We start from the raw sequence: 24,526 nt of genomic DNA on the forward strand, positions 1-24,526 counted from the left end.
GCCCCCTCTCCGCCTCCCACGCCGCCTTGAGTTCCCGGGCACGCTTGGGGTGGGGTGCGCGACTGCTGTACCCAGCCCGCGTTCCCCCTGATCGGATCGCGGGCCGTCAGATCAGGGGGATGCCGTCACATGCCCACACGGAATTCGGCCGCGCGAAGTATCGGTTCTGCAATGGTGGCGGGGCTGGCCCGGCTGCGTTCTCCCTTCGCCCGCGGCACCCGGCGCAGGAATCAGGACGAGTTCTTCGCGGAACTTCTACGGCAATTGGCGCGTATGACCGAGGAGGTGCACCGCGCCAACCTGATCCAGGAATACCGCATCGCCATGGAGCAGATGGACCGGACGATCGACGACCCCTCGCTGGCCGATGCGCGGAGTACGCTGGGTGGGATCTCCGAGGCCAAGCGACGGCAGATGATCTTCGCCAACCGCCAGTACACGTCGCTCCTGCTGTCCTATCGCATAGGGACGTTCGACTGGCGGGAACTCCTCGGGCACCTGAGGATTCTCTGTAGGAATTCCCTTTTTGCGGAATATTGGGACCGGACGGGCGAGCATCGCAGAAGTCTTCCGGCGGACTCCCTGGAACGGCGGGTCGGTGAAGCCGTCGACAGCATTATGGAAGAACTCGCGGATGATCCAGATGAATGGTGGGTAGTGGGGCATTTAGGCGAGCCGCCGTGCCCCTGACGTGCGGCATCACCACTCGATGTGATGTGGCACAATTAAAATGGCCGGAAAAATATCCGTTCCGACCAAAAGAAGGCTCTCCGAGTGCTCAGCGAACATTACGCAGCTGCTATCATCCGTCGGCTCGGAGACCCGCCCCGTATGCGAGGTAGTCACACCAACGAGACCTGCCCCGACGTATTCGAACTCAATGACGGAAGTTTTGCCGTTATTGGTACGGATCGCACCGAAGAACTCGATGCCCTTCTCCCGGCCGATGCGGCCCGGGCGGACTATGAGCGAATCGTCGTCATCACCCGTGACACATTGCTCCGCGCGAAGCGGGACATCCCCGACGCGTGACCTGAACGGACAAAGGGCCTGGGCGTATCGCCCAGGCCCTCCCGCATGTCCGGAGCGGAACCGAACCGTCAGCCCACGACCGTCCAGGTGTCCCCGCCCGCGAGCAGCGCGGCGAGGTCGCCTTTTCCGTTCTGTTCGATGGCGGTGTCGAGCTGGTCGGCCATCTGTGTGTCGTAGACCGGTCGTTGTACGGATCGCAGGACGCCGATCGGTGTGTGGTGCAGGGTGTCGGGGTCGGCGAGGCGGGACAGTGCGAAGGCGGTGGTCGGGGACGTCGCGTGGGCGTCGTGGACGAGGATCCGGGACTCGTTGTCCGGGGTCACGTCGACCACCTTCAGATCGCCTGTCGTCGCGTCCCGTACGACTCCTCGCGCGCGGTCCGCGCCGAAGCGGATCGGCTGCCCGTGTTCGAGGCGGATCACCGCCTCCTCGGCCTGCTGGCGGTCCTTGAACGCGTCGAAGGCGCCGTCGTTGAAGATATTGCAGTTCTGGTAGATCTCGACCAGGGCCGTGCCGGAGTGGGCCGCCGCCTCGCGCAGGACCTGTGTGAGGTGCTTGCGGTCGGAGTCGATCGTGCGGGCCACGAAGGACGCCTCCGCGCCGATGGCCAGGGACACCGGGTTGAACGGGGCGTCCAGGGAGCCCATCGGCGTCGACTTGGTGATCTTCCCGACCTCGGAGGTCGGCGAGTACTGGCCCTTCGTCAGACCGTAGATCCGGTTGTTGAAGAGCAGGATCTTCAGGTTGACGTTGCGGCGCAGGGCGTGGATCAGATGGTTCCCGCCGATCGACAGCGCGTCGCCGTCGCCCGTGACCACCCACACGCTCAAGTCCCGCCTGGACGAGGCGAGTCCGGTCGCGATGGCGGGCGCGCGGCCGTGGATGGAGTGCATGCCGTACGTGTTCATGTAGTACGGGAAGCGGGAGGAGCAGCCGATGCCGGAGACGAAGACGATGTTCTCCTTGGCCAGGCCCAGTTCCGGCATGAAACCCTGAACCGCCGCGAGGATCGCGTAGTCACCGCAGCCGGGGCACCAGCGCACTTCCTGATCGGACTTGAAGTCCTTCATGGACTGCACTGCCTCGGCCTTGGGGACGAGTGAAAGCGCCTCGATCGTGCCCGTGCCTTCCGTGGACGTCTCAGCCATCGATGGCCTCCTTGAGAGCCGTGGCGAGCTGCTCAGCCTTGAACGGCATTCCGTTGACCTGGTTGTACGAGTGCGCGTCCACCAGGTACTTCGCCCGGACCAGCGTGGCGAGCTGGCCGAGGTTCATCTCGGGGATGACGACTCGGTCGTAGCGCTTGAGGACCGTGCCGAGGTTCCGGGGGAAGGGGTTGAGGTGGCGCAGGTGCGCCTGGGCGATGGACTCGCCGGACGCGCGCAGACGCCGTACCGCCGCCGTGATCGGGCCGAACGTGGAGCCCCAGCCGAGGACCAGCGTGCGCGCGCCGTGCGGGTCGTCGACCTCCAGATCCGGTACGTCGATGCCGTCGATCTTGGCCTGCCGGGTGCGGACCATGAAGTCGTGGTTGGCGGGGTCGTAGGAGATGTTGCCCGTGCCGTCCTGCTTCTCGATGCCGCCGATGCGGTGTTCGAGGCCGGGCGTGCCGGGGATCGCCCAGGGGCGGGCGAGGGTGTGCGGGTCGCGTTTGTAGGGCCAGAAGACCTCGGTGCCGTCGTCCAGGGTGTGGTTCGGGCCCTGGGCGAACTGGACGGTGAGGTCCGGGAGTTCGTCGATGTCGGGGATGCGCCAGGGCTCGGAACCGTTGGCCAGGTAGCCGTCCGAGAGGAGCATCACCGGGGTGCGGTAGGTGAGTGCGATGCGGGCGGCCTCGATCGCCGCGTCGAAGCAGTCGGCCGGTGTGCACGGGGCGACGATCGGGACCGGCGCCTCGCCGTTGCGCCCGAACATCGCCTGGAGCAGGTCGGCCTGTTCGGTCTTGGTCGGCAGGCCGGTGGAGGGGCCGCCGCGCTGGATGTCGAGGATGAGGAGCGGGAGTTCGAGGGAGACGGCGAGGCCGATGGTCTCCGACTTGAGCGCCACGCCTGGGCCACTCGTCGTCGTCACCGCCAGCGAGCCGCCGAAGGCCGCGCCCAGGGCCGCGCCGATGCCGGCGATCTCGTCCTCGGCCTGGAAGGTCCGTACGCCGAAGTTCTTGTGCCGGCTCAGCTCGTGCAGGATGTCGGAGGCCGGGGTGATCGGGTACGAGCCCAGGAACAGCGGGAGGTCCGCCTGCTGGGACGCGGCGACCAGGCCGTAGGACAGGGCCAGGTTCCCGGAGATGTTGCGGTAGGTGCCGGTCGGGAACGCGGTGGCGGCCGGGGCGACCTCGTAGGAGACCGCGAAGTCCTCCGTCGTCTCGCCGAAGTTCCAACCCGCCCTGAACGCCGCGATGTTGGCCGCCGCGATCTCCGGCTTCTTGGCGAACTTGGACTTCAGGAACTTCTCGGTGCCCTCGGTCGGCCGGTGGTACATCCACGACAGCAGGCCCAGCGCGAACATGTTCTTGCTGCGCTCGGCCTCCTTGCGGGTCAGGCCGAAGTCCTTGAGCGCCTCCACGGTCAGGGTCGTGAGGGGGACGGGGTGGAGGCTGTAGCCGTCCAGCGAACCGTCGTCGAGGGGCGAGGCGGAGTAACCCACCTTCTGCAACGCCCGTTTGGTGAACTCGTCCGTGTTGACGATGATCTCCGCACCGCGTGGAACGTCGGCGATGTTCGCCTTCAGGGCGGCCGGATTCATCGCGACCAGCACGTTGGGCGCGTCGCCCGGGGTCAGGATGTCGTGGTCGGCGAAATGCAGCTGGAACGACGAAACCCCCGGCAGTGTGCCTGCGGGGGCGCGGATCTCGGCCGGGAAGTTCGGCAGGGTGGAGAGGTCGTTCCCGAAGGACGCCGTCTCCGAGGTGAAGCGGTCGCCGGTGAGCTGCATACCGTCACCCGAGTCACCCGCGAACCGGATGATCACCCGGTCCAGGCGGTGGACGTCTTTCACCCCCACCGGTTTGCGTTGTTCCCCGACCAACGTGCTGTCGGCTCCGTCGGCCTGTTCCGCTGGGCTACTGACCTGGCTGGTCACTGAACTGGACCTCCTCTTCGAGGACGCTCCGGGCATGGTCGAACCGCAGGCCCTCCCAGGATCAACCCTACGTCCGTAAGGGTCGCCTTCCTTGGGCCGTCTGCATGGTGGATGCTGTTTTGAGACAGCTTGACCACCTGACTTGTCATGATTTCTCGCCCCCCGGCGCTTCTGTTGAAGACGCTCCTCATGCATTGTCCGGTTCTGGACTCGACTAACGGCTGATGTCTGACACCGTGTCAGCCGTCAGGAGTTGAGGTAGGTGAGGACGGCCAGAACACGCCGGTGGTCCCCGTCACTGGGCGAAAGGCCCAGTTTCAAGAAGATATTGCTGACGTGCTTCTCGACCGCACCGTCGCTGACCACCAGCTGCCGGGCTATCGCGGAGTTCGTCCGCCCCTCCGCCATCAGCCCCAGCACCTCGCGCTCCCGCGGGGTGAGCCGCACCAGCACATCCTGCTTGCGGCTGCGCCCCAGCAACTGCGCGACCACCTCCGGGTCCAGCGCCGTACCCCCCGAGGCCACCCGCACCACCGCGTCGACGAACTCCCGTACCTCGGCCACCCGGTCCTTCAGCAGATAGCCGACACCATGCGTGGAACCGGCCAGCAGTTCGGTGGCGTAGCGCTCCTCCACGTACTGCGACAGCACCAGCACGCCAAGACCGGGATGCGCCTTGCGCAACTCCACCGCGGCCCGCACACCCTCGTCCGTGTGGGTCGGCGGCATCCGCACATCGGCCACGACCACGTCCGGCAGCGCGCCCTGGTCGGCCAGTTCGGTGATCGTCTTGACCAGCGCGTCCCCGTCGCCGACCCCGGCCACCACGTCGTGCCCGCGGTCGGTCAGCAACCGGGTCAGGCCCTCCCTCAGCAGCACTGAATCCTCGGCGATGACCACCCGCACCTTGTCCTCCACGATGTTCGGCCCCCCGTTAGCCCGCCATGCCCGTTCGTGCGACAAGTCCAGCATTCCAGTATTCGGATCGCGGTGCGTTCGGGCGAGTGGAATTCGGCCCGGGCACGCCCCCGGAGGACCGGAACAGGAACAGCAACGGGAACAGCAACAGGAACAGCAACAGGAACAGCAACAGGAACAGCAACAGGAACAGGACATCCCAGGTTCCGTTTCGCCGCACGACCTGGTCCCGATCACTGGGCGCGCGGGGTACCCGACACGGGGGAGCGAGCGCGGTCACGGTGATTGGTGGGCGGTGGCCCGTGGCCTGTGGCTGGTGGCTGGTGGCTGGTGATCGGTGGACCGGAGGTACTGCGCCTCGTGGAACTCCCCGAGCCCGAGCCGGGTCCCGCCGAGGTCCTCGTCCGCGTCGCCTACGTCGGCGTCAACCGCGGCGGGATACAGCAGCGCATCGGCGGCTTCGGCGGCTTCGGCGAACCGACAGGCGAGACAGTCCCGGACCTGGAGGCCTCCGGCCAGATGACGGCACCGGGCGAGGGCGTGACGGGGATCTTGATCGGCGATGCGGTGAGGGCGTATCTGCCGGACGGTGGGGGGGTACGCGGAGTAGGTGGTGGCCCCGGCGGCGTTCACGTTCGCGTTCGCGCTGGCGGGTGGTGTCGGGGGCGTGGCGGCGCACCTCGCAACCGAGGTCCTGGCCCCCTTCGGCCGCCTCGCGGTCTACGGCGAAGCGGACAGCGGGCGCGACTTCCGGCTCCTCGCCCGTCACGGAGGAGGCGCACCGGCTGTTGGGGGAGGGGCGGAACGGGGAGAAGGTGGTGCCGGTGGTGGGTGAACCGGCGTAGGCGCGTGCCGTGGGTCCCGTGTGTCCGGGGCCACGGCACGCTCGTGTGTGGGGGCGCTCAGCCTCGCCAGGGTAGTTCCGCCGTGATTCTGGTCGGTCCGCCCGCCGGTGAGTCGACCACCAGGATTCCGTCCACCGCGTCCAGGCGCCCGGCGAGACCGGCCAACCCGGAACCGCCGGAGGCATCCGCGCCGCCCACCCCGTTGTCCACGACCTGGAGCATCAGCCGGTTCTCCACCCGCCACACGTCCACCGCCGCCCATGTGGCCTTCGCGTGCTTGCTGATGTTCTGGAGCAGCTCGGAGACGGTGAAGTACGCGATGCCCTCGATGGCGGCCGCCGGGCGCGACGGCAGGTCCACGTCCACCTTCACCGGCACCGTGCAGCGCGAGGCGACGGAGGACAGGGCCGCGTCGAGGCCACGGTCGGTGAGTACGGCGGGGTGGATCCCGCGGGCGAGGTCCCGCAGCTCCTGCAACGCCGTCTTCACCTCGCCGTGCGCCTCGCCCACCATCCGCGCCGCCGCCTGCGGGTCCTCCGTCAACTTCTCCTTCGCCAGCCCCAGATCCATGGCCAGCGCCACCAGCCGGGCCTGCGCCCCGTCGTGCAGGTCGCGCTCGATCCGTCGTAGATCCGCCGCCGCCGTGTCGACCACGACACCCCGGTCCGACTCCAGTTCCACGACCCGCGTCGCCAGCTTCGACGGGCCCAGCAGCCCGTGCACCATCACCCGGTCCACCATCGTCAGCGCCCGCACGATCCACGGCGTGGCCAGCGTGAACAGCAGTCCCACCAGCGCGGTCACCGTGATCTCGAACGGGTTGTCGAGGTAGATCCGGTGCTGCCCGTCGCCGTAGAGCTGAAGGCCGCCCTGGCCGCCGTACATCGGGAACAGCCAGAACCACAGCGGGTAGGTCAGCAGGGCCCAGCCGTAGGCCCAGAAGTTGAGGGCGACGACGAAGGAGAAGACCGCCCAGGGGAAGTGCAGCACCGCGTAGAGGAGGTGGCGCCAGGACGTGCCGGACTTGAGGACGGCGCCCATCCAGGCCATCGGGCCGTTCTTCTTCATCCGCAGCGGCTCGGGGTCGGCGACGTCCAGGTCGAGCAGGCGGCGGGCCCGCGCCCGTTCCAGCGTGCCGAAGCCGCGGCAGCCGGCCAGGGCTCCGGCCAGGACCGGTACGCCGAGGAACGTGATCAGCAGGCCCGCGCCCAGCGCCACCATCGTGATCGCGTAGGTGAAGAGCATGATGCTGATCGGCAGGCTCAGCAGGACGTATCCGAACTCGCGCCAGCTGCGCGCCGCCAACGGTGCGCGCAGCGCGGCCGGCAGCCGGTGCCCCTCTTTGGCCGCCCTCCCGTGCATTCCGTACCCCTGCCCGTACTCCGTGGCCATTGACGTCGTCCCGTTCTACTCGTCTCGGCAACCGTGCCGCTGTATCTCCAGACTGCTCGGCGGCAGGTCCACGGGCCATGGAGTCCGTCGGCGTCCTCGGCGGGGGGTTTTCCCTACCACCCCACCTGCTTTCTCCTTGTCTCTGTCTCTGTCTCTTGTTGTTCTTGTTGTCTCTTGTTGTCTCTTGCTTTCTCCCTCAGCCCCGGCTTTTCTCCTTCAGCCCCGGCGCGGCTCGGCGGTCCGCTCCCGCCAGGGCAGCTCCGCGGTGACCGTCGTGGGGCCGCCGGGCGGGGAGTCGAGGATGAACAGGCCGTCCACGGCGCCCAGTCGCTCGGCGAGGCCACGCATACCCGTACCGCCGTCGAGGCGCGCGCCGCCGCGGCCGTCGTCCCACACCTGGATCAGCAGCCGGTCGTCCGCCCGCCACACGTCCACCGACGCGGTACGGGCGCCACTGTGCTTGCTGATGTTCTGGAGCAGCTCGGAGACGGTGAAGTACGCGATGCCCTCGATCGCCGCCGCCGGGCGCGCACCCAGCTCGGCCGTCACCTTCACCGGCACCGTGCAGCGCGAGGCGACGGAGGACAGGGCCGCGTCGAGGCCACGGTCGGTGAGGACGGCGGGATGGATCCCGCGGGCCAGGTCCCGCAACTCCTGGAGCGCGAGCTTCACCTCGCCGTGCGCCTCGTCGACCATCGCCGCGACATGCTCGTCCGCCTGGCCTTCGAGCAGCTTCTCCTTGGCCAACCCGAGACCCATGGCCAGATTCACCAGCCGGGCCTGCGCCCCGTCGTGCAGGTCGCGCTCGATCCGTCGTAGATCCGCCGCCGCCGTGTCGACCACGACACCCCGGTCCGACTCCAACTCGGCGATACGGCGCTCCAGTTCGTCGGAGGGGGAGAGGAGGCCGCGCACCATCGCCCGGTCCACGTTCGTCAGCCCCCGCGCGATGAACGGCAACACCGGCCACAGCACGAACAACGAGGTCAGCGTGATCACGAAGGTGGCGATGCCCCACGGCAACCGCATCCCGTCGTACAGCACCGTCCGCCAGCCCACCGGATCCTTCAGCGCCATCCACACCCGCTGCACCAGCCCGCCCCCCTTGCGCAACGGCAACGGGGTCGGCTCCTCGATCCGCACCCCGAGCAGCCGCCGGGCCCGGCGGCGCTCGAACTTCCCGATCAGCCGCGCGCCCATCAACCCCAGCGCGAGCAGCGGGAACCCGACCACGGTGACGGTCAGCCCGCCGCTGACGGACAGCATCGTCACCACATAGACGAAGCCGAACACCGACACCGGCAGATTCGCCAGGAGATGCGCGATCTCCTTCCAGGTGTGTCTGTCGTAGGCGAAGCGGGCCGGCGGCAACGGCTCGTCGAGCTTGTCGCCGTCGAAAGCCGCCGGGTTGGCGTAGGGGATGCGTACGGTCATATGGGCCAGCGTGCCGCGCGAGCGGCTCCGGCGCCATGAGGTCGGCCGCCCCGGTTCCCTGGGGAAAACCCCACCATCGCCTCCATCTCATCATTCCGACCGGATCTCAAGCCGCGACGGCTGCTTACCGTCCCTTTAACAGGGCCTAGACTCCCGTGCGTACACATCGTCGAACACAGAGTTCACATGGGTCACCGGGGCATCGGGGCACCAGGTCACCGGAGCATCGGGGCATCGGAGCAGGCCCGCAGCGGGTCTGTGGGGAAGAGGAGGGGGCGGACTTGCGGGAGATGGCGCAGGGGATCCTGCTGGACGGTTCGCCGGTGACCTCGCCGGTGACCTCGCCGGTGACCTGGCCGGTGACCTCATCGGTGGTCTCGCCGGTGGCCCTTCGGGAACCGGCCGTGGTCGTCGCGGCGGACTACTTCCAGTCCTACTCCGTCGTGGGACTGCTCACCGTCGTCGGCGTGCTCTTCGTCGCCGTGGCCTTCGGCGCCGGCCGCCTGCTGCGCCCGGTCGTCCCCACCCCCGAGAAACTCCTCACCTACGAGTGCGGCGTCGACCCCGTCGGCGAGGGCTGGGCCCACACCCAAGTCCGGTACTACGTCTACGCGTTCCTCTACGTCATCTTCGCCGTCGACTCGATCTTCCTCTTCCCCTGGGCCACGGTCTTCGCCGCCCCGGGCTACGGCGCGACCACCCTCGTCGAGATGTTCGTCTTCCTCGGCTTCCTCACCGTGGGCCTGCTGTACGCATACAAGAAGGGCGTCCTGACATGGACGTGACCCCTGAGTCCCGCGAGTCTCCTGAGTCCGCTGAGTTCCGCGAGCCCGTGCCGCTGCCGGAGCCGAAACGGCTGGGCACCCTCGCCCGCCTCGCCCCCGAGCCGATGAAGGTCGTCCTCAACTGGGGCCGCCGCTACTCCCTCTGGGTCTTCAACTTCGGCCTCGCCTGCTGCGCCATCGAGTTCATCGCCGCGTCCATGGCCCGCCACGACTTCATCCGCCTTGGTGTGATCCCCTTCGCCCCCGGCCCGCGCCAGGCCGACCTGATGGTCGTCTCCGGCACGGTCACGGACAAGATGGCCCCGGCCGTGAAACGCCTCTACGAGCAGATGCCGGAACCGAAATACGTCATCTCCTTCGGCGCCTGCTCCAACTGCGGCGGCCCCTACTGGGACTCCTACTCCGTCACCAAGGGCGTCGACCAGATCATCCCGGTCGACGTCTACGTCCCCGGCTGCCCACCCCGCCCCGAAGCCCTCCTCCAGGGCATCCTCAAACTCCAGGAGAAGATCGCCCGGGAGTCACTGGGCGAGCGGTACGGGGTGGCCGGCGCCCGGCCCTCGACCGCGGCACTGCAGAGCGGGTTGGTGACGGGGCCGGTGTCGGTGCCTTCGTCGGTGCCCGTTGGGAGCTCGGGCGCGGCTGGGGAGCCTCCCTCCGGCTCCGGCAATGGCCCGGGTAACGGCCCCGGCATCGGCCCCGGCTCGGACTCCAACTCCGGCTCAGGGGACGCCCGATGACCGCCGTCGGCTGGCTGCCCGCGCCCACCGAGGAACTCTTCGGTCCGGAGGCCACCGCCGAGGAGTCCTACGACCTCCTCACCGTCGACGTACCGCCCACCACCTGGCTCGCCGCCCTGCGCACCGCCCGCGACGACCTCGGCTGCACCTACTTCGACTGGCTGAGCGCGGTCGACGAACCCGGCACCGGCTTCCGCGTCTCGGCCCACGTCGTGGCGCTGTCACCGGTACGCCGTCTCCTCGTCCGTACAACGGTCCCGCACGAGACCCCGGCCCTCCCCACCGCCGTCGACATCTACGCGGGCGCCGCCTGGCACGAACGCGAGACGCATGAAATGTTCGGCGTTGACTTCGAAGGCCACCCGGCCCTGGACCACCTCCTTCTCCCGGAAACCTTCGAAGGCCACCCCCTCCGCAAGGACTTCGTCCTGGCGGCCCGCGTGGCGAAGGCCTGGCCCGGCGCGAAGGAACCGGGCGAGTCCGACCACGGCGGCCCGAAGCGCCGCCAGATGCTCCCGCCGGGCGTCCCCGACCCGAACGAGTGGGGCCCCCTGAAGGGCCAACTCCCACCCGCCCCCGCCCGCCCTGCCCGAGGCCCCGCCCGAACGGCGGGCGACCGCCCGGTGCGAGGTGCGGGCGGGGCGAGCGACCGCCCGGTGCGAGGAGAAGGCGGGGCAGGCGACCGCCCCGTGCGCGCGGCCGCGGGGGAGCGTCCGCCCCGAGCGGCGGGCGACCGGCCGGTGCGGCGCGCCCGTACGGCGTCGGAGGGCTCGGCGAGCCAGGCGACACCGGGTGGGAGCGAGGTGCCGCAGGCCGAGAGGGCGACGCCTGCGCAGGCGACAGCGCCAGAGAGTGCGGTGCCGTCCACCGAGGGCGGCCCTGTGGTGTCGTCGGCCGGGCCGCGCCGGGCGCGGAGCGCGAGCGAGGGTTCGGCGAGCCAGATCCGTGAGGCGGGGACTGGGAGTGGGACCGGGAGTGAGACTGGGACCGAGGCAGAGATCGGGGCAGAGACCGGGGCTGGGGCTGAGGTAGGGACCAAGGCTGGGGAACCTCCCTCGGGAACCCCGGCCACACCGCGCCGCGCCCGCAGCGCCTCAGAGGGCTCGGCCAGTCAACAGCCCACCGGCAGCACGGCAAGCCCTCGGCGTTCACGTAGCGCGAGCGATGGCTCAGCTTCACAGCAGGGCCCAGCACCGGTACCGGCACCGGCACGGGAGAACATCCCCGCCCAGCCCCCCACCGCACCCCGCAGCCCGGACGCACCGTGGCACCACGCCCGGCCGGCCTTCGACGAGCAGGCATCCCAATCGGAGTCCGAGCCGGAGCCAGAGTCGGAGTCGGAGCCGCAGCCCGTATCCGAGCCGGACTCCACCACGAGGCCGGCCAACGGACCGTCAGGCGAAGCTGAAACCGAAGCCGACCCGGCCGCAGCCGATTCAACTCCCGAAGGCCAAACCTCCGAAGGCCAAGCCCCCGAAGACCCAACCCCCGACACCCCCGCAGGAGGCCCGCAGTGAACGACGCGTTCGACGTCGCCCTGCGACTCCTCATCGTCTTTGTCGTCTTCCTCACCTTCCCCCTCATCGTCGGCCAGACCGAGCACAAGGTGATGGCCCACATGCAGGGCCGCCTCGGCCCGATGTACGCCGGTGGCTTCCACGGCTGGGCCCAACTCGTCGCGGATGGCGTGAAGTTCGCCCAGAAGGAAGACATCGTCCCGACGGGCGCGGATCGCCGTATCTTCCAACTCGCCCCCGCCGTCGCCCTCCTCCCGTACCTGCTCGTTCTCCTCGCCATCCCGATCGGCCCGAGCGAGGGCGCCGTCGGCCAGGTCCTGGACGCGGGTATCTTCTTCGTCCTCGCGGTGATGGGCGTGAGCGTCCTCGGCTCCCTCATGGCCGGCTGGGCCTCCGCCAACAAGTTCTCCCTCCTCGGCGGCCTCCGCACCGCCGCACAGCTCCTCGCCTACGAACTCCCCATGCTGCTCACCGCCGCCTCCGTGGCCATGGCAGCAGGCACGGTCTCCCTCCCCGGCATCCTCGACGCCTTCCACTGGTGGTGGCTGCCCTGGCAGATCGTCGGCGCGATCGTCTTCTTCGTGGCGGGCCTGGCCGAACTCCAGCGGCCCCCCTTCGACATGCCCGTCGCCGACTCCGAGATCATCTTCGGCGCCTACACCGAATACACCGGTCTCCGCTTCGCTCTCTTCCTCCTCGCCGAGTACGCCGGAATCGTCGTCCTGTGCAGCCTGACCACCGTCCTCTTCCTTGGCGGCTGGCACGGCCCGTGGGGCGCGGACGGACTCGGCTGGGTGTGGACCCTGCTGAAGACCGCGCTCCTCGCCTTCGTCGTCATCTGGCTCCGCGTCACCTACCCCCGGCTCCGCGAGGACCAGCTCCAGAAGCTCTCCTGGACCCTCCTCGTCCCCCTCTCCCTCGCTCAGATCGCCCTCACCGGCATCGTGAAGGTGGTGTTCCTCCAGTGACTCCGTTTCCCGGCTCCGGCCTGGCCAAGGGCCTGGCCGTCACCCTTCGCACGATGACGAAGAAGACCGTCACCGAGCAGTACCCGGACACCCAGCCCGACCTCCCGCCCCGCACCCGCGGAGTCATCGGCCTGTTCGAGGAGAACTGCACGGTCTGCATGCTCTGCGCCCGCGAGTGCCCCGACTGGTGCATCTACATCGACTCCCACAAGGAGACGGTGCCTGCGGCGGCCCCGGGTGGCCGCGAGCGCAGCCGCAACGTCCTCGACCGCTTCGCCATCGACTTCTCCCTGTGCATGTACTGCGGTATCTGCATCGAGGTCTGTCCTTTCGACGCCCTGTTCTGGTCCCCGGAGTTCGAGTACGCCGAGACCGACATCCACGAACTCACCCACGAACGCGACAAGCTCCGCGAGTGGATGTGGACCGTGCCGGCCCCACCCGCCCTCGACCCCGGCGCGGAGGAGCCCAAGGAGATCGCCGCCGCCCGCAAGACCGCCGAGAAACTGGCCGCGACTCAGGCTGCCGCGGAGGCGGCGGAGGCGGCCCAGGCCGCGGAGGTCACCGAGGCCGCGGAGGGTACCGGGGTCGCGCGGGCCGCGGAGGACCCCGGGGTCGCGGAGGGCACCGAGGTCGCGCTGACCGCGCCCGAGCCCGCCGAGCCCGCCGAGTCCGGCCACGTCGAGTCCGGTGACGTTGAGTCCGGCCACGCCGAGTCGGCCTCGCCCACCGACCCGTCGGAGGGACAGTCGTGACCCTCGCCGCCACTGCCACCGCCACGGCAACCCTCGCCGCCACCCACACCCACGGCTTCCTCTCCCCGACCGGCGTGGAGATCGCCTTCCTCCTCGTCGGCCTGGTCACCTTCGGCGCCGCCCTCGTCACCGTCACCACCAAGCAGCTGGTGCACGCCGCCCTGTGGCTCGTGGTGGCCCTCGGGGGCATCGCCGTCGAATACCTCCTGCTCACCGCCGAGTTCATCGCCTGGGTGCAGGTCCTGATCTATGTCGGTTCCGTCGTCGTCCTCCTTCTCTTCGGTCTGATGCTCACCAAAGCCCCCATCGGCCGCTCCCCGGACGCGGACTCCGGCAACCGCTGGGCCGCCCTCGCTGTGGCCGTCGCCGCCGCGGCGGCCCTGGTGTGGGTCGTCGTCGACGCCTTCCGCGCGACCTGGATGGACCTGGACGGTCCGGCCGCCGGCTCCACCGCGGTGACCGGCGCGAGCCTGTTCCAGAACTGGGTCCTCCCCTTCGAGGCCCTCTCCGTCCTTCTCCTCGCGGCCCTGGTCGGCGCGATCGTCCTGTCCCGCAAGTCGAAGGCGGAGTCGAGTTCTCCCCCTGTGAACTCCCGGCCCGCGACCGGTAGTTCCCCATCCGTCCCGGATTCCCGTAATCACACGATCGGGCGAAAAGGTGCGGTTGAGGGCAACGGTCCCACCGCCCGGAACACCCCGACCGAGCAGGAAGGAGCCCGCTGATGCACCTCGTCTATCCCGCCGTGCTCGCCGCTCTCCTCTTCTGCACAGGCGTCTACGGCGTCCTCGCCCGCCGCAACGCGATCCTTGTCCTGATGTCGGTCGAGCTGATGCTCAACGCCGTCAATCTGAACCTGGTCGCCTTCGACGTCTGGCTCAGCCGGACCGCCGAGGACAAGCTGCACTCCGGCCAGGCCCTGACGCTGTTTACCATCGCCATCGCCGCCGCCGAGATCGGCATCGGCCTGGCGATCGTCCTCGCCGTGTACCGAGCCCGCGGCACCTCGGACATCGACAAGCTCCGAGACACCGCCGAGGGCTACGAATCCGACGACCCCGAAGGCTCCGACGGCCACGACAGCGACCCCGCCGACAGCGACCGCACCGAGCCCCCCGCGGCCGAGAAGGCTGAGGCCACCGCGTGACCACGACCACCCTCGCCGTCCTCGTCCCTCTCCTCCCGTTCCTGGGGGCCGCGGCAGGCCTGCTCCTCGGCCGTACCGCCCCGGGCTTCGTCCGCCCGCTCGCCGTGCTGCCGACGCTCGCCGCGCTCGCGCTGGCCGCGATCGTCGCCGTACGGCAGGGTGGCGACGCGGCCGTCGACTCCGCCACCGAACTCACGCCCACCGGCTCGGTCCCCGTCGAACTCGCCCTGCACATCGACGGGTTCGCCGCCCTCGTCGCCGTCCTGGTCGCCTTCGTCGCCACCTGTGTGCAGATCTACTCGACGGGCTATCTGCGCGACGACCCGCGCTACCCCTCGTACGCCGCGCTCGTCTCCCTCTTCACCTCCGCGATGTTCCTGGTCGTCTATTCCGGCGACCTGATCGTGCTGCTGGTCGGCTGGGAAGTCATGGGCATCTGCTCCTACTTCCTCGTCGGCCACTACTGGGAGACCCCAGAGGCCCGCGCCGCCTCCATGAAGGCCTTGCTCGTCACCAAGCTCGGCGATGTCCCTTTCCTGATCGGCCTGTTCGCGCTCGCCACCGACGCCGGGTCCTTCCGCATCACCAAGGTCCTGAGCACCGTCGCGAGCGGCGGGCTGCACCACCCGACGCTGATCGCCCTGCTGCTCCTGGCAGGCGTGGCGGGCAAGTCGGCCCAGTTCCCGCTGCACACCTGGCTCCCCGACGCGATGGCGGGCCCGACCCCCGTCTCCGCGCTGATCCACGCCGCGACGATGGTCGCCGCCGGTGTCTACTTCATCGCCCGTCTCCTCCCGGTCTTCGAGGCCTCCTCGGCCGCGATGGTCGTCCTCGCCGTCATGGCCGCCGTGACGATGACCGGCTCGGGTCTCGCCGCGCTCGCCCAGGACGACATCAAGCGCGTCCTCGCCTACTCGACGATCGGTCAACTCGGCTACATGACCGGCGCCCTCGCCGTCGGCGACCGCGGCGCCGCCGTCTTCCATCTCCTGTCCCACGGCGCCTTCAAAGCGCTGCTCTTCCTCGCCGCCGGCGTGATCATCCACGCCTCCGGCACCAACTCACTGGCCGCCATGTCCCGCATGGGCAACCTGCGCGCCCGCGTCCCCGACGCCTTCTGGACGATGACCGTCGCGCTCCTCGCGCTCGCCGCGATCCCGCCGTTCAGCGGCTTCTTCTCCAAGGAGTCCGTCCTCGGCGCCGCCGAACACGCGGCCACCGAGCACACCTCGCACATCCCCGGCGCCGCGGGCTGGATCGTCCTCGTGGCAGGTCTGCTCGCCGCCCTGCTCACTGCCGCGTACGCGACGCGCCTGTGGCTGCTCGCCTTCAACGGCAGGGGAGTCGATGCCCCCGACCACGGCAGGCAGCCCGTCGCGATGAACGCCGTGCTGTGGGTGCTCGCCGTCCCGTCCCTCGCCCTCGGGGGACTCGCCTACCGCGTGCTCCCCGACTGGTTCGACGGCCACGACCTCACCCCGACGCTCACCACGTCAGTACTCGGCACGGGCGTCGCGCTCGTCGGCGGCATCGTCACCTACGGCGCCTGGCGGCACACCACGTCACTCGCGGCCGGTGCACCGATCGGCGCGGTCGCGGCCCACCCGGAGGGCGACGCCGGACTCGTCGAGGCGGAGGCCATCGCGAGCCACACGGCCGCCTACGGAGACGTGGCGTCGGCAGCCGACCCGGCGGACCCGGGCCGCCTGTTGCTCGGCCCGCTGCACCGCCACGCGGCCACCGGTTTCCACCTGGACGCCGTGTACGCGGCCCTGTTCGTCCGCCCGGTGATGGCGGCGGCGAGTCTCGTCCGGTTTCTCGACCGCGAGGTCGTCGACACCTACGTACGCGGCGCGGGCACCCTGCCCCGCCTCCTCGGAGCCGCCGTACGGCGCGCTCAGACCGGCAATCTGCAGACCTATGTGAGCGCGCTGCTCGCCGGCACCGTCGTCCTGACGGTCGCCGTCCTCCTCGTCGCCACGGGAGCGTGAGCAGGCGTGATCGATATCAACGAGTCCGTGATGCAGGTCCTTCTGGCGTTCGTCGTCGTAGGACCGCTCCTCGGCGCCGTCGCCGCTCTCCTGCCCGCCCCGCCCGGGCTGAAGGGAAAGTCGCCCGAGCAGGCCGTACTACGGCACGGCGTCACCGTGACCGGCGTGATCCTCATCGCCGCGATCGTCCTCGCGCTCGGCTTCGACCACGACCATCCGTCGAAGATGCAGGCCACGACCGACATCAGCTGGATCCCCGCACTCGACGTGCGCATCCACCTCGGCATCGACGGCATCTCCCTCCCCCTCCTGGTCTTGACCGCGCTGCTGACCTTCCTCTGCGCGCTCTACTCCTACTTCAAGATGCCCGCGGGCCCGTCCCCGAAGGCGTTCGTCGCCCTGATCCTCGTCCTGGAGTCCGGCACCCTCGCCACCTTCGCCGTCCTCGACCTGATCCTGTTCTTCCTCGCCTTCGAGACCGTCCTCATCCCGATGTACTTCCTCATCGCCCGCTGGGGCGGTGCCCAACGCACCCAGGCCGCCTGGAAGTTCATCCTCTTCACACTGCTCGGCTCCGTCGTCATGCTGCTCGGCCTGCTCCTGATCGGAATCAAGGCGGGCACATTCGACATGGTGGCACTCGCCACTGACAACGGCCGGTCGCTGACCACATCCGTGCAGGTCATCGCCGTTCTGGCGGTCGGGATCGGGCTCGCGGTCAAGACGCCGATGTGGCCGCTGCACAGCTGGCTGCCCGACGCCCACACCGCCGCCCCGACCGTCGGCTCGGTCCTGCTGGCTGGCGTGATGCTGAAGATGGGCACGTACGGGTTCGTCCGCATCCTGCTGCCGATCGCACCCGACGGCATGCACACCTTCGCGCCCTACCTCGCCGCCTTCGCCGTCGTCGGGATCATCTACGGCTCCCTGGCCTGCCTCGCCCTCGCGAAACAGGGCGCGAAGGGCGACCTCAAGCGCCTCATCGCCTACTCGTCCGTCGGTCACATGGGCTTCGTCCTGCTCGGCATCTCGACGATGACCCCGACCGGCGTGAACGGCGCCCTCTTCGCCAACATCGCCCACGGCCTCATCACCGGTCTGCTGTTCTTCCTCGTCGGCGCCCTCAAGGACCGTACGGGCACCACCGACCTGGACACCCTGGCCGAGGAGACCGGCGCCGCCCTCTACGGCAAGGCCCCGCGCCTCGGCGGCCTGCTCGCGTTCGCCGCAGTCGCCTCGCTCGGACTCCCCGGACTCGCCGGATTCTGGGGCGAGATGCTCGCGCTGTTCGGCGCGTTCAAGCCCGCCGCCGACCTCAGCCGCCCCGCGTTCCTCACCTTCATGGCGATCGCGGCCTTCGGCACCCTGCTGACCGCCGCCTACATGCTCGCCGTGGTCCGCCGCGTCTGCATGGGCGCCGTGGCGCAGGAGGCGCCGAAGCTCGCCGACGTCCAGACGTACGAGTTCGCCGCCTGGACCCCGCTCGTCGCCCTCACCGTGGCCGCCGGCCTGTGGCCGAAGGCACTCCTCGGCCTGACCGACCCGGCCGTCCAGCAGCTCCTCGCAGGAGGCACCCGATGAGCGCCCCGGCCCAGCCTCTCGCGGAGTCGATGGTCCAGTCCGTCGACTGGCTCACGATCGCACCGCCCACCATCACGGCGGTCGTCGGCCTGGTCGTCCTCGTCGCCGACCTGTTCCTCCAGGACGCCAAGAAGGCACTCCTGGGGTGGGTTTCGGTCGCGGGCCTCGCAGCCTCCGCGCTCATGCTGCTGCCCCTCCTGGACGGCGACCGCGCCACCTTCTGCCTCACCGGCGACACGACCGCGTGCAGCTATACGGCGGACCGCTTCACCCTGGTCATCCAGTTCCTGGTCCTCGGAGGCGCCCTCCTCGCGGCCCTCCTGTCGATCACCACCCTGAAGGACGCCGACAAGGCACTCCCCGAAGGGGAGTACTGGTTCCTGCTGCTGTCCTCCGCCGCGGGCGCCGCCCTCCTGCCCGCCTCCCGCGACCTCGCGACCCTGATCGTCGCCCTGGAGGTCGCCTCCCTGCCCGCCTTCGCCCTCGTCGGTATCCGGCACGGCGACAAGAAGTCCGCCGAAGCGGCCCTCAAGTTCTTCCTGTCCTCGGTCACCGCGACCGCGGTCAGCCTGATGGGCGTCAGCTTCGTCTACGCCACCACGGGCACTCTGTACCTGACCCGGATCGCCGACCGCATCCAGCACGTGGACGGTCAGTTCCACACCCTCGCCCAGACCGGCGTCGTCCTCACCCTCATCGGCTTCGCCTTCAAGACGGCCGCCGTCCCCTTCCACTTCTGGGTGCCCGACACCTACGTAGGGGCGCCCCTCCCGATCGCCGCCTACTTGTCGGTCGTCGGCAAGGCGGTCGGCTTCTCCGGGCTGATCCTCGTCACCGTCGTCGCGTTCCCGTCGTACGCCGACGTGTGGGGTCCCGCACTCGCCGCACTGGCCGCCCTCACCATGACGGTCGGCAACCTGGGCGCCCTGCGCCAACAGGCCACGCGCGCGTACAGCGCGGTACGGCTGCTCGCCTGGTCCTCCGTCGGCCAGGCCGGCTACCTCCTCGTGCCGATCGCCGCCGCCGCGTACTCCAAGGACGCCCAGAAGTCGATCGGCTCCACCGTCGCCTACGCCCTCATGTACGCGGCCGTGAACCTCGGCGCCTTCGCGGTGGCCGCCCTGGTGGGCCGTAGCAGAGCCCTGAACCGCGTCAGCGACTACCGCGGCCTGTACGCGTCGAACCCCCTGGCAGCCCTGCTCCTGGCCTTCTTCCTGCTCTGCCTCGCCGGACTGCCGCCCGGTGTCATCGGACTCTTCGCCAAGGTCACCGTCTTCTCGGCGGCCGTCGACGCGGGCCTGGGCTGGCTCGCGGTCGTCATGGCCGTCAACGTGGTGATCGCGCTCTTCTACTACCTCCAGTGGACGGCCCTGTTGTTCCGCGTCCCCGAAGGGGAGCACGACAAGCACCGCGTCCCGGCCCCTCTCACCGCCGCTCTCGCGCTCACCGGCGCCCTCGGAATCGCCCTCTCCGGAGCACCTCAACTGGTCCTGCGCTTCGCCGACACCGGACTCTTCTGAGCCACCGGCACATACCACCGTCCTCACCCGGACGGCCCACGCCCGGCGCCGTACGCACAAGGGAACTAGTGGCCCTCGCCTGGCGTTGACCAGTGCGGAAGGGTGCACTGGACGTGGCACCACGAGACCAGTGGCATCGGAGATCAGCAAGCAAAGGGTTCCCCCGCTGCACGATTTTGGAGGGCGTACCGTGCACCGCCGGCACAACGGGCTCAGGACCGCAGTTCTCCTAGGGGGACTGTCTGCACTCATCATCGTCATCGGCAGCTTCTTCGGCCGCATGGGGCTCGTCGTAGCTGTCGTGATCGCGCTGGGCACGAACGCGTACGCGTACTGGAACAGCGACAAACTGGCGCTACGCGCGATGCGCGCCCGCCCGGTGAGCGAGTTCGAGGCCCCCGCCCTGTACCGCATGGTCCGCGAGCTCTCCACCCAGGCTCGCCAGCCCATGCCGCGCCTGTACATCTCGCCCACGGAGGCCCCCAACGCCTTCGCGACGGGCCGCAACCCGCGCAACGCCGCCGTGTGCTGCACGGAAGGCATCCTGCGCATCCTGGACGAGCGCGAACTGCGCGGAGTCATCGGCCACGAACTGAGCCACGTCTACAACCGCGACATCCTGATCTCGTCGGTCGCCGGAGCCCTCGCCTCGGTGATCATGTTCCTGGTCAACTTCGCCTGGCTGATCCCGATCGGCCGCTCGAACGACGACGACGGACCCGGCATCCTGGGCATGCTGATGATCATGATCCTGGGACCCCTCGCGGCCAGCCTCATCCAGCTGGCCATCAGCCGCTCCAGGGAGTACGAGGCCGACGCGTCCGGCGCACAGCTCACCGGCGATCCTCTCGCTCTCGCGAGCGCCCTGCGCAAACTCGACGCGGGCACCAAGCAGCTTCCGTTGCCCCCAGAGCCCCGTATCGAGACCGCGAGCCACATGATGATCGCGAACCCCTTCCGCCCGGGCCAGGGACTGTCCAAGATGTTCTCGACGCATCCGCCGATGGCGGAGCGGATCGCCCGGCTCGAAAAGATGGCAGGTCGCCCTCAGTGAAAACCATCCTGAACGTCATTTGGCTCGTCCTGAGCGGCTTCTGGCTGTTCCTCGGGTACCTGCTCGCCGGCGCGCTGCTGTGCATCACGATCATCGGCATCCCGTTCGGCATCGCCGCGTTCCGTATCGGCGTCTACGCCCTGTGGCCCTTCGGGTACACCACGGTCGAGCGCCGTGACGCGGGCGCGGCGTCCTGCGTCGGCAACGTGCTGTGGCTGGTCCTCGCGGGCTGGTGGCTGGCCCTCGCGCACATCGTCACCGGCATCGCCATGTGCATCACGATCATCGGCATCCCGTTCGGCATCGCCAACTTCAAGCTGATCCCGGTCTCGTTGTTCCCCCTGGGCCGCGAAATCGTGCCCACGGACCAGCCGTTCGCCACTCGCTGACGGAGTCGACCGTGGTGGGGGCGCCGAAGTACGTCCTGTTGTCGTACGACGAAGCCTCCGAGTCCACCGGCGAGCACGGGTACGAGCAGACCTGGGCCCTGTGCCAGGACGCCGACGACCTCTTCGCCGACCCGCCCCCACTCATCCCGGAGACGTACGAACTGCTCGGCTGCGCACCCGAGGGTGAACTCGCTACAGCCCTCGCACGCGCGCGTGCCGATGGTTCGGCGCCACTCGGCCTGCTCACCCTGGAGATCCTCGACAAGACCGGCACCGGCGCGGGAACGGCCGGGGACTGGTGGCTGGAGGACGTACACGTGGTCGGCGACCGCCCCTGCGCGCGTGACCTGTCCCTGAGGGACGTCACCGTCGAGGGGCGACCGTCCGACGACAACCCCTACGACTACCCGCACTGCCCACCGCTCTCCCCGGGCTACCGGCTGCTCGGCCCGGACGGCGAACCCTGGGGCGGCTGCCGGGACTTGGCCCACCTTCAGGAGGACCGGCCCGAACCGCTGGACCCTCCCGTGCGCCTGCTGGGCTGTTCCCCGCGCGGCGCGCTGCGGGCGGCCATGGACAGCGGGGACGAGGACCTCGGCCACGCCAAGGTGTTGCGCGTCGACTCCTCGGGCCGACCCCTACAGCCCGCCACCGAGGGCGAGTTGCGGGCGTGGATCCCGTCCGCGCGCGGCCCCGGCCTGGTCGACCTCACCCTCGACCCCTGGGCGGAACGGCCACCGCTCGCGGCCCGCGAGGTGTGGGACCTGTGGGGCGAGGGGCGCCCCTCCGAGCCCGGCCGCTGGGCCGGTTGCGACACCGAGGGGCGCCGGTTCTGGCTCGGCACCGCGCTGGCGAACCACGCCCACGGCGCCCCGGACCGGCCGCCGGGCACCACCTACCACCTCGACGGCAGACACATCACCGACCCGCAGGGCTTCTTCTGCGCTCTCGGCGAGGCGGTGAACGGCCCCGGCGGATACTTCGGTCGGTGCGTCGACGCCCTGGACGACTGCCTGCGCGGTCGCTGGGGAGCCGCCCCGCCCTTCACCCTCGTCTGGCACGACGCGTCTGTCGCCCGCACCTGCCTCGGCCTCACCCCGCTCACGGGCCCACGCCCACCGACGTTCGAGGAACTGCTCGCCCTCTTCGCCGAAAGGCACGTCGACGTGCGCCTGGCCTGACCGCTCGTCACCGGGCCCTCGGGTGAACTGGTTCTCCACAACTCCCGGGTTGTCCACATCCGCCAGGTTGTCCACAGGCCGGCCCGATTGTCAGTGGCGCGTTGCACTATGAAGCCATGACCGAGAACGAGCAGCGACTGCTGACCCGGGTGGCCGCCGAGGCCCGCAACACCCTGCCGTGGGGCTGGACTTCACTCCCCGCCCCGGTGGACGAGGCCACGGTGACCCGCGCCGAGGCCACCCTGGGCTTCAGCCTGCCCCCACTGCTCGCGGCGCTCTACTCGCGCATAGGGGACGGTGGATTCGGCCCGGAGTACGGCCTGTTGCCCCTGCTCGACAGCCCGCCCGCCGGCGAGCCCGCCGCCGTCACGCAGTACCTCGCCAACCGCGAGAGCGGACGCAAGGACCCCGACTGGCCCTGGCCCGAGGGCGTCCTGCCGATATCCCACTGGGGCTGCGCGATGTACGCGTGCGTGGACTGCCGAACCCCGCAGGCCACCGTGCTGCTCTACGAACCGAACGCGGACGAGGCGGACCACGCGTGGTACGTGGACGCGCCCAGCCTCGCCGACTGGCTCCAGGGCTGGCTCGACGGCACGGGCTGGTACGTCGACGCCAACATCGGCATCGAGCCCGAGCCGTGGGACGACTTCCGCATACGCACGACACCGCAGGCGTCCTGACCGACACCCGGCACGGCCGACCACCCCGCCCCTCCCGGCACCACCCCGGCGATGCCTGCAACCACCACACGCATCCGTGACGTCCTGTTCATCGACACGGCGGAACATGCAGCGACAGGCCGTGGGCAAGGACCTACGAACACAGCCTGTCCGGGCGGAACTCACAGCTCCGGATCAGTGCGAGCACAGTGTGAAAGGGCAGGTTCACGGCATGGGCATCATCAGCTGGATCATCCTGGGACTGTTGGCCGGAGCCATCGCCAAATTCCTGCTGCCGGGCCGCGACCCGGGCGGCTTCATCGGTACGACCGTCATCGGCATCGCGGGCGCGTTCATCGGCGGCTGGATATCGGCCCGTTGGCTGGACCACCCGGTCGCGAAGAACTTCTACGACGGCGCCACCTGGGCCTCGGCGATAGGCGGCGCACTCGTCCTCCTGATCGCCTACCGCATCTTCTTCGGCAACTCGCGCAACTAGGACCTGTCTCAGCGCGCCCCCGTACCGCAGCCAGCAGAAGAGAAGGGTGGGTGCCGACGGGCACCCACCCTTCCTCGTACCGCGTAGTGCTGCGCGCCGGGCGCGCGAGCCATGGCCCTACCGGTAGTTGACGAACTGAAGCGCGAAGTCGAAGTCCTTGCCCTTGAGCAGGGCCTGCACGGCCTGGAGGTCGTCGCGGCTCTTCGAGCTGACCCGCAGTTCGTCGCCCTGCACCTGGGCCTTCACGCCCTTGGGACCCTCGTCGCGAATGATCTTCGCCACTTTCTTCGCGTTGTCCTGGGAGATGCCCTCCTCGATGGACGCGAAGATCTTGTACTCCTTGCCGGAGAGCTGAGGCTCACCGGCGTCCAGCGCCTTCAGCGAGATGCCGCGCTTGACCAGCTTGGACTGGAAGACATCGAGCACGGCCTTGACCCGCTCCTCGGAGTTCGCCTCCATGAGGATCTTCTCGGCGGACCATGCGATCGAGGCACCCACGCCCTTGAAGTCGTAGCGCTGCGAGATCTCCTTGGCGGCCTGGTTGAGGGCGTTGTCGACCTCCTGCCGCTCGACCTTCGAGACGATGTCGAAACTGGAGTCGGCCATGTCCTGTGGCTCCTTGTATCGGGGTGCGTATCGATGCGTGTCACTGCGTATCGGCGTGCGTGGGGACAGCCGCCGAGCCCGGTGTAGGCGCCGGGCCGCATCCGTATAAGCCTAGCCACCCGCTCCCCTCCGGGCGCCGATCTATCGGGTGGCGAAGCACCCCCACGCATCGGGTATCGTTTACGTCGTTGCCACGGAGCACCGCCGAAAAGCGGTAGGAGAGGCAGCAACCCCGGCGGTGTGCCCGAGCGGCCAAAGGGAGCAGACTGTAAATCTGCCGGCTACGCCTACCCAGGTTCGAACCCTGGCGCCGCCACATGTAGGTAGACCCCCTCTGATCTGTGGGAACGCAGACCGGAGGGGGTCTTTTCCTGTCCAGGGGCGATCTTTCGCGTGGGGTCGAAGCCAGGTGACCTCTCTCACGTTGTGACGCAT

At 69.4% G+C, this 24,526-nt stretch carries 23 protein-coding genes, 1 tRNA gene and 1 pseudogene; 19 read left to right on the forward strand and 6 right to left on the reverse strand.

Annotation, left to right across the window (positions count from 1 at the left end; genetic code table 11):
* The first annotated feature begins 129 nt into the window (after positions 1-129).
* Both ACWIHT_RS31860 and ACWIHT_RS31865 read left to right on the forward strand, forming a co-directional pair.
* Positions 130-690, forward strand: a complete 561-nt coding sequence (locus ACWIHT_RS31860; RefSeq protein ID WP_201048344.1) for a DUF6082 family protein — start codon at positions 130-132, stop codon at positions 688-690.
* A 141-nt stretch (positions 691-831) separates the two neighbouring features.
* The gene (locus tag ACWIHT_RS31865) at positions 832-1,032 is read left to right on the forward strand and encodes a hypothetical protein (RefSeq protein WP_201048367.1); all 201 of its coding nucleotides are present in this window, start codon (positions 832-834) and stop codon (positions 1,030-1,032) included.
* A gap of 68 nt (positions 1,033-1,100) precedes the next feature.
* Here the strand turns inward: ACWIHT_RS31865 and ACWIHT_RS31870 are convergent, their stop codons facing one another.
* The 3 genes from ACWIHT_RS31870 to ACWIHT_RS31880 all read right to left on the reverse strand — a co-directional run bounded on the left by ACWIHT_RS31870 (position 1,101) and on the right by ACWIHT_RS31880 (position 5,016).
* Positions 1,101-2,180 carry a 2-oxoacid:ferredoxin oxidoreductase subunit beta gene (locus tag ACWIHT_RS31870; RefSeq protein WP_456171751.1) on the reverse strand — a complete coding sequence of 360 codons (1,080 nt, stop codon included), beginning with the start codon at positions 2,178-2,180 and terminating at the stop codon, positions 1,101-1,103.
* Positions 2,173-4,110: a 2-oxoacid:acceptor oxidoreductase subunit alpha gene (locus ACWIHT_RS31875; protein WP_456171752.1), complete on the reverse strand. Its 1,938-nt coding sequence runs from the start codon at positions 4,108-4,110 to the stop codon at positions 2,173-2,175. The genes ACWIHT_RS31870 and ACWIHT_RS31875 overlap by 8 nt, the downstream gene beginning before the upstream one ends.
* Positions 4,111-4,356: 246 nt before the next feature.
* Positions 4,357-5,016: a response regulator transcription factor gene (locus ACWIHT_RS31880; protein WP_026179104.1), complete on the reverse strand. Its 660-nt coding sequence runs from the start codon at positions 5,014-5,016 to the stop codon at positions 4,357-4,359.
* Positions 5,017-5,388: 372 nt separating this feature from the next.
* On the opposite strand from ACWIHT_RS31880, the pseudogene ACWIHT_RS31885 reads away from it, so the two are divergent.
* Positions 5,389-5,541: pseudogene (locus ACWIHT_RS31885) on the forward strand (quinone oxidoreductase family protein); the annotation flags it as partial.
* A 389-nt stretch (positions 5,542-5,930) separates the two neighbouring features.
* Here ACWIHT_RS31885 and ACWIHT_RS31890 read toward each other — a convergent pair.
* Positions 5,931-7,265 carry a sensor histidine kinase gene (locus tag ACWIHT_RS31890; RefSeq protein WP_456171753.1) on the reverse strand — a complete coding sequence of 445 codons (1,335 nt, stop codon included), beginning with the start codon at positions 7,263-7,265 and terminating at the stop codon, positions 5,931-5,933.
* Between the two features lie 216 nt (positions 7,266-7,481).
* Entirely contained in the window at positions 7,482-8,699 is a 1,218-nt protein-coding gene (locus ACWIHT_RS31895) for a sensor histidine kinase (protein ID WP_456171754.1), read from the reverse strand.
* Between the two features lie 383 nt (positions 8,700-9,082).
* Here ACWIHT_RS31895 and ACWIHT_RS31900 point away from each other — a divergent pair, with 383 nt between their 5' ends.
* The 15 genes from ACWIHT_RS31900 (at position 9,083) to ACWIHT_RS31970 (ending at position 23,485) form a co-directional block, all read left to right on the forward strand.
* Positions 9,083-9,484 carry an NADH-quinone oxidoreductase subunit A gene (locus ACWIHT_RS31900; RefSeq protein WP_456171808.1) on the forward strand — a complete coding sequence of 134 codons (402 nt, stop codon included), beginning with the start codon at positions 9,083-9,085 and terminating at the stop codon, positions 9,482-9,484.
* A complete protein-coding gene (locus tag ACWIHT_RS31905) occupies positions 9,475-10,224 on the forward strand; it encodes an NADH-quinone oxidoreductase subunit B (RefSeq protein WP_456171755.1) in 750 nt (249 codons plus the stop codon). Before ACWIHT_RS31900 ends, ACWIHT_RS31905 begins: the two co-directional genes overlap by 10 nt.
* Positions 10,221-11,741 carry an NADH-quinone oxidoreductase subunit C gene (locus tag ACWIHT_RS31910; protein WP_456171756.1) on the forward strand — a complete coding sequence of 507 codons (1,521 nt, stop codon included), beginning with the start codon at positions 10,221-10,223 and terminating at the stop codon, positions 11,739-11,741. The genes ACWIHT_RS31905 and ACWIHT_RS31910 overlap by 4 nt, the downstream gene beginning before the upstream one ends.
* Positions 11,738-12,709 (forward strand): complex I subunit 1/NuoH family protein, encoded by a 972-nt coding sequence (locus ACWIHT_RS31915; RefSeq protein WP_456171757.1) that lies wholly within the window; start codon positions 11,738-11,740, stop codon positions 12,707-12,709. Before ACWIHT_RS31910 ends, ACWIHT_RS31915 begins: the two co-directional genes overlap by 4 nt.
* Positions 12,706-13,464 (forward strand): NuoI/complex I 23 kDa subunit family protein, encoded by a 759-nt coding sequence (locus ACWIHT_RS31920; RefSeq protein ID WP_456171758.1) that lies wholly within the window; start codon positions 12,706-12,708, stop codon positions 13,462-13,464. Before ACWIHT_RS31915 ends, ACWIHT_RS31920 begins: the two co-directional genes overlap by 4 nt.
* The gene (locus tag ACWIHT_RS31925) at positions 13,461-14,186 is read left to right on the forward strand and encodes an NADH-quinone oxidoreductase subunit J family protein (protein ID WP_456171759.1); all 726 of its coding nucleotides are present in this window, start codon (positions 13,461-13,463) and stop codon (positions 14,184-14,186) included. The genes ACWIHT_RS31920 and ACWIHT_RS31925 overlap by 4 nt, the downstream gene beginning before the upstream one ends.
* Entirely contained in the window at positions 14,186-14,608 is a 423-nt protein-coding gene (gene nuoK / locus ACWIHT_RS31930; RefSeq protein WP_456171761.1) for an NADH-quinone oxidoreductase subunit NuoK, read from the forward strand. Before ACWIHT_RS31925 ends, nuoK begins: the two co-directional genes overlap by 1 nt.
* A complete protein-coding gene (locus ACWIHT_RS31935) occupies positions 14,605-16,599 on the forward strand; it encodes an NADH-quinone oxidoreductase subunit 5 family protein (protein WP_456171762.1) in 1,995 nt (664 codons plus the stop codon). The genes nuoK and ACWIHT_RS31935 overlap by 4 nt, the downstream gene beginning before the upstream one ends.
* 6 nt (positions 16,600-16,605) lie before the next feature.
* On the forward strand, positions 16,606-18,180 hold the full coding sequence (locus ACWIHT_RS31940) for a complex I subunit 4 family protein (protein ID WP_456171763.1): 1,575 nt from the start codon (positions 16,606-16,608) through the stop codon (positions 18,178-18,180).
* Positions 18,177-19,700 carry an NADH-quinone oxidoreductase subunit N gene (locus ACWIHT_RS31945; RefSeq protein ID WP_456171764.1) on the forward strand — a complete coding sequence of 508 codons (1,524 nt, stop codon included), beginning with the start codon at positions 18,177-18,179 and terminating at the stop codon, positions 19,698-19,700. The genes ACWIHT_RS31940 and ACWIHT_RS31945 overlap by 4 nt, the downstream gene beginning before the upstream one ends.
* Positions 19,701-19,890: 190 nt before the next feature.
* Complete coding sequence (htpX, locus tag ACWIHT_RS31950; protein WP_200715187.1) at positions 19,891-20,754, forward strand: zinc metalloprotease HtpX; 864 nt, start codon at positions 19,891-19,893, stop codon at positions 20,752-20,754.
* A complete protein-coding gene (locus ACWIHT_RS31955; protein WP_200715186.1) occupies positions 20,751-21,143 on the forward strand; it encodes a YccF domain-containing protein in 393 nt (130 codons plus the stop codon). The genes htpX and ACWIHT_RS31955 overlap by 4 nt, the downstream gene beginning before the upstream one ends.
* Before the next feature lie 11 nt (positions 21,144-21,154).
* The gene (locus tag ACWIHT_RS31960; protein ID WP_456171765.1) at positions 21,155-22,324 is read left to right on the forward strand and encodes a barstar family protein; all 1,170 of its coding nucleotides are present in this window, start codon (positions 21,155-21,157) and stop codon (positions 22,322-22,324) included.
* 116 nt (positions 22,325-22,440) lie between these two features.
* Positions 22,441-23,007, forward strand: coding sequence for an SMI1/KNR4 family protein (locus ACWIHT_RS31965; RefSeq protein ID WP_201051073.1), 567 nt, complete (start codon positions 22,441-22,443; stop codon positions 23,005-23,007).
* Between the two features lie 211 nt (positions 23,008-23,218).
* Complete coding sequence (locus ACWIHT_RS31970) at positions 23,219-23,485, forward strand: GlsB/YeaQ/YmgE family stress response membrane protein (RefSeq protein WP_200679136.1); 267 nt, start codon at positions 23,219-23,221, stop codon at positions 23,483-23,485.
* Between the two features lie 117 nt (positions 23,486-23,602).
* Here the strand turns inward: ACWIHT_RS31970 and ACWIHT_RS31975 are convergent, their stop codons facing one another.
* On the reverse strand, positions 23,603-24,091 hold the full coding sequence (locus ACWIHT_RS31975) for a YajQ family cyclic di-GMP-binding protein (RefSeq protein WP_200715184.1): 489 nt from the start codon (positions 24,089-24,091) through the stop codon (positions 23,603-23,605).
* 234 nt (positions 24,092-24,325) lie between these two features.
* Between ACWIHT_RS31975 and ACWIHT_RS31980 the strand changes: the two genes are divergently transcribed.
* Positions 24,326-24,407: transfer RNA gene (locus ACWIHT_RS31980), tRNA-Tyr, on the forward strand.
* The last annotated feature ends 119 nt before the right edge of the window (positions 24,408-24,526 follow it).

The sequence above is a fragment of the Streptomyces sp. NPDC002276 genome (assembly GCF_053891435.1).

Bases quoted from the DNA above. Each gene is read 5' to 3' on its own strand.
- ACWIHT_RS31860 (WP_201048344.1), top strand. From the start codon at position 130: ATGCCCACACGGAATTCGGCCGCGCGAAGTATCGGTTCTGCAATGGTG.
- ACWIHT_RS31865 (WP_201048367.1), top strand. From the start codon at position 832: ATGCGAGGTAGTCACACCAACGAGACCTGCCCCGACGTATTCGAACTC.
- ACWIHT_RS31870 (WP_456171751.1), bottom strand. From the start codon at position 2,180: ATGGCTGAGACGTCCACGGAAGGCACGGGCACGATCGAGGCGCTTTCA.
- ACWIHT_RS31890 (WP_456171753.1), bottom strand. From the start codon at position 7,265: ATGGCCACGGAGTACGGGCAGGGGTACGGAATGCACGGGAGGGCGGCC.
- ACWIHT_RS31895 (WP_456171754.1), bottom strand. From the start codon at position 8,699: ATGACCGTACGCATCCCCTACGCCAACCCGGCGGCTTTCGACGGCGAC.
- ACWIHT_RS31905 (WP_456171755.1), top strand. From the start codon at position 9,475: ATGGACGTGACCCCTGAGTCCCGCGAGTCTCCTGAGTCCGCTGAGTTC.
- ACWIHT_RS31910 (WP_456171756.1), top strand. From the start codon at position 10,221: ATGACCGCCGTCGGCTGGCTGCCCGCGCCCACCGAGGAACTCTTCGGT.
- nuoK (WP_456171761.1), top strand. From the start codon at position 14,186: ATGCACCTCGTCTATCCCGCCGTGCTCGCCGCTCTCCTCTTCTGCACA.
- ACWIHT_RS31945 (WP_456171764.1), top strand. From the start codon at position 18,177: ATGAGCGCCCCGGCCCAGCCTCTCGCGGAGTCGATGGTCCAGTCCGTC.
- ACWIHT_RS31965 (WP_201051073.1), top strand. From the start codon at position 22,441: ATGACCGAGAACGAGCAGCGACTGCTGACCCGGGTGGCCGCCGAGGCC.
- ACWIHT_RS31970 (WP_200679136.1), top strand. From the start codon at position 23,219: ATGGGCATCATCAGCTGGATCATCCTGGGACTGTTGGCCGGAGCCATC.
- ACWIHT_RS31975 (WP_200715184.1), bottom strand. From the start codon at position 24,091: ATGGCCGACTCCAGTTTCGACATCGTCTCGAAGGTCGAGCGGCAGGAG.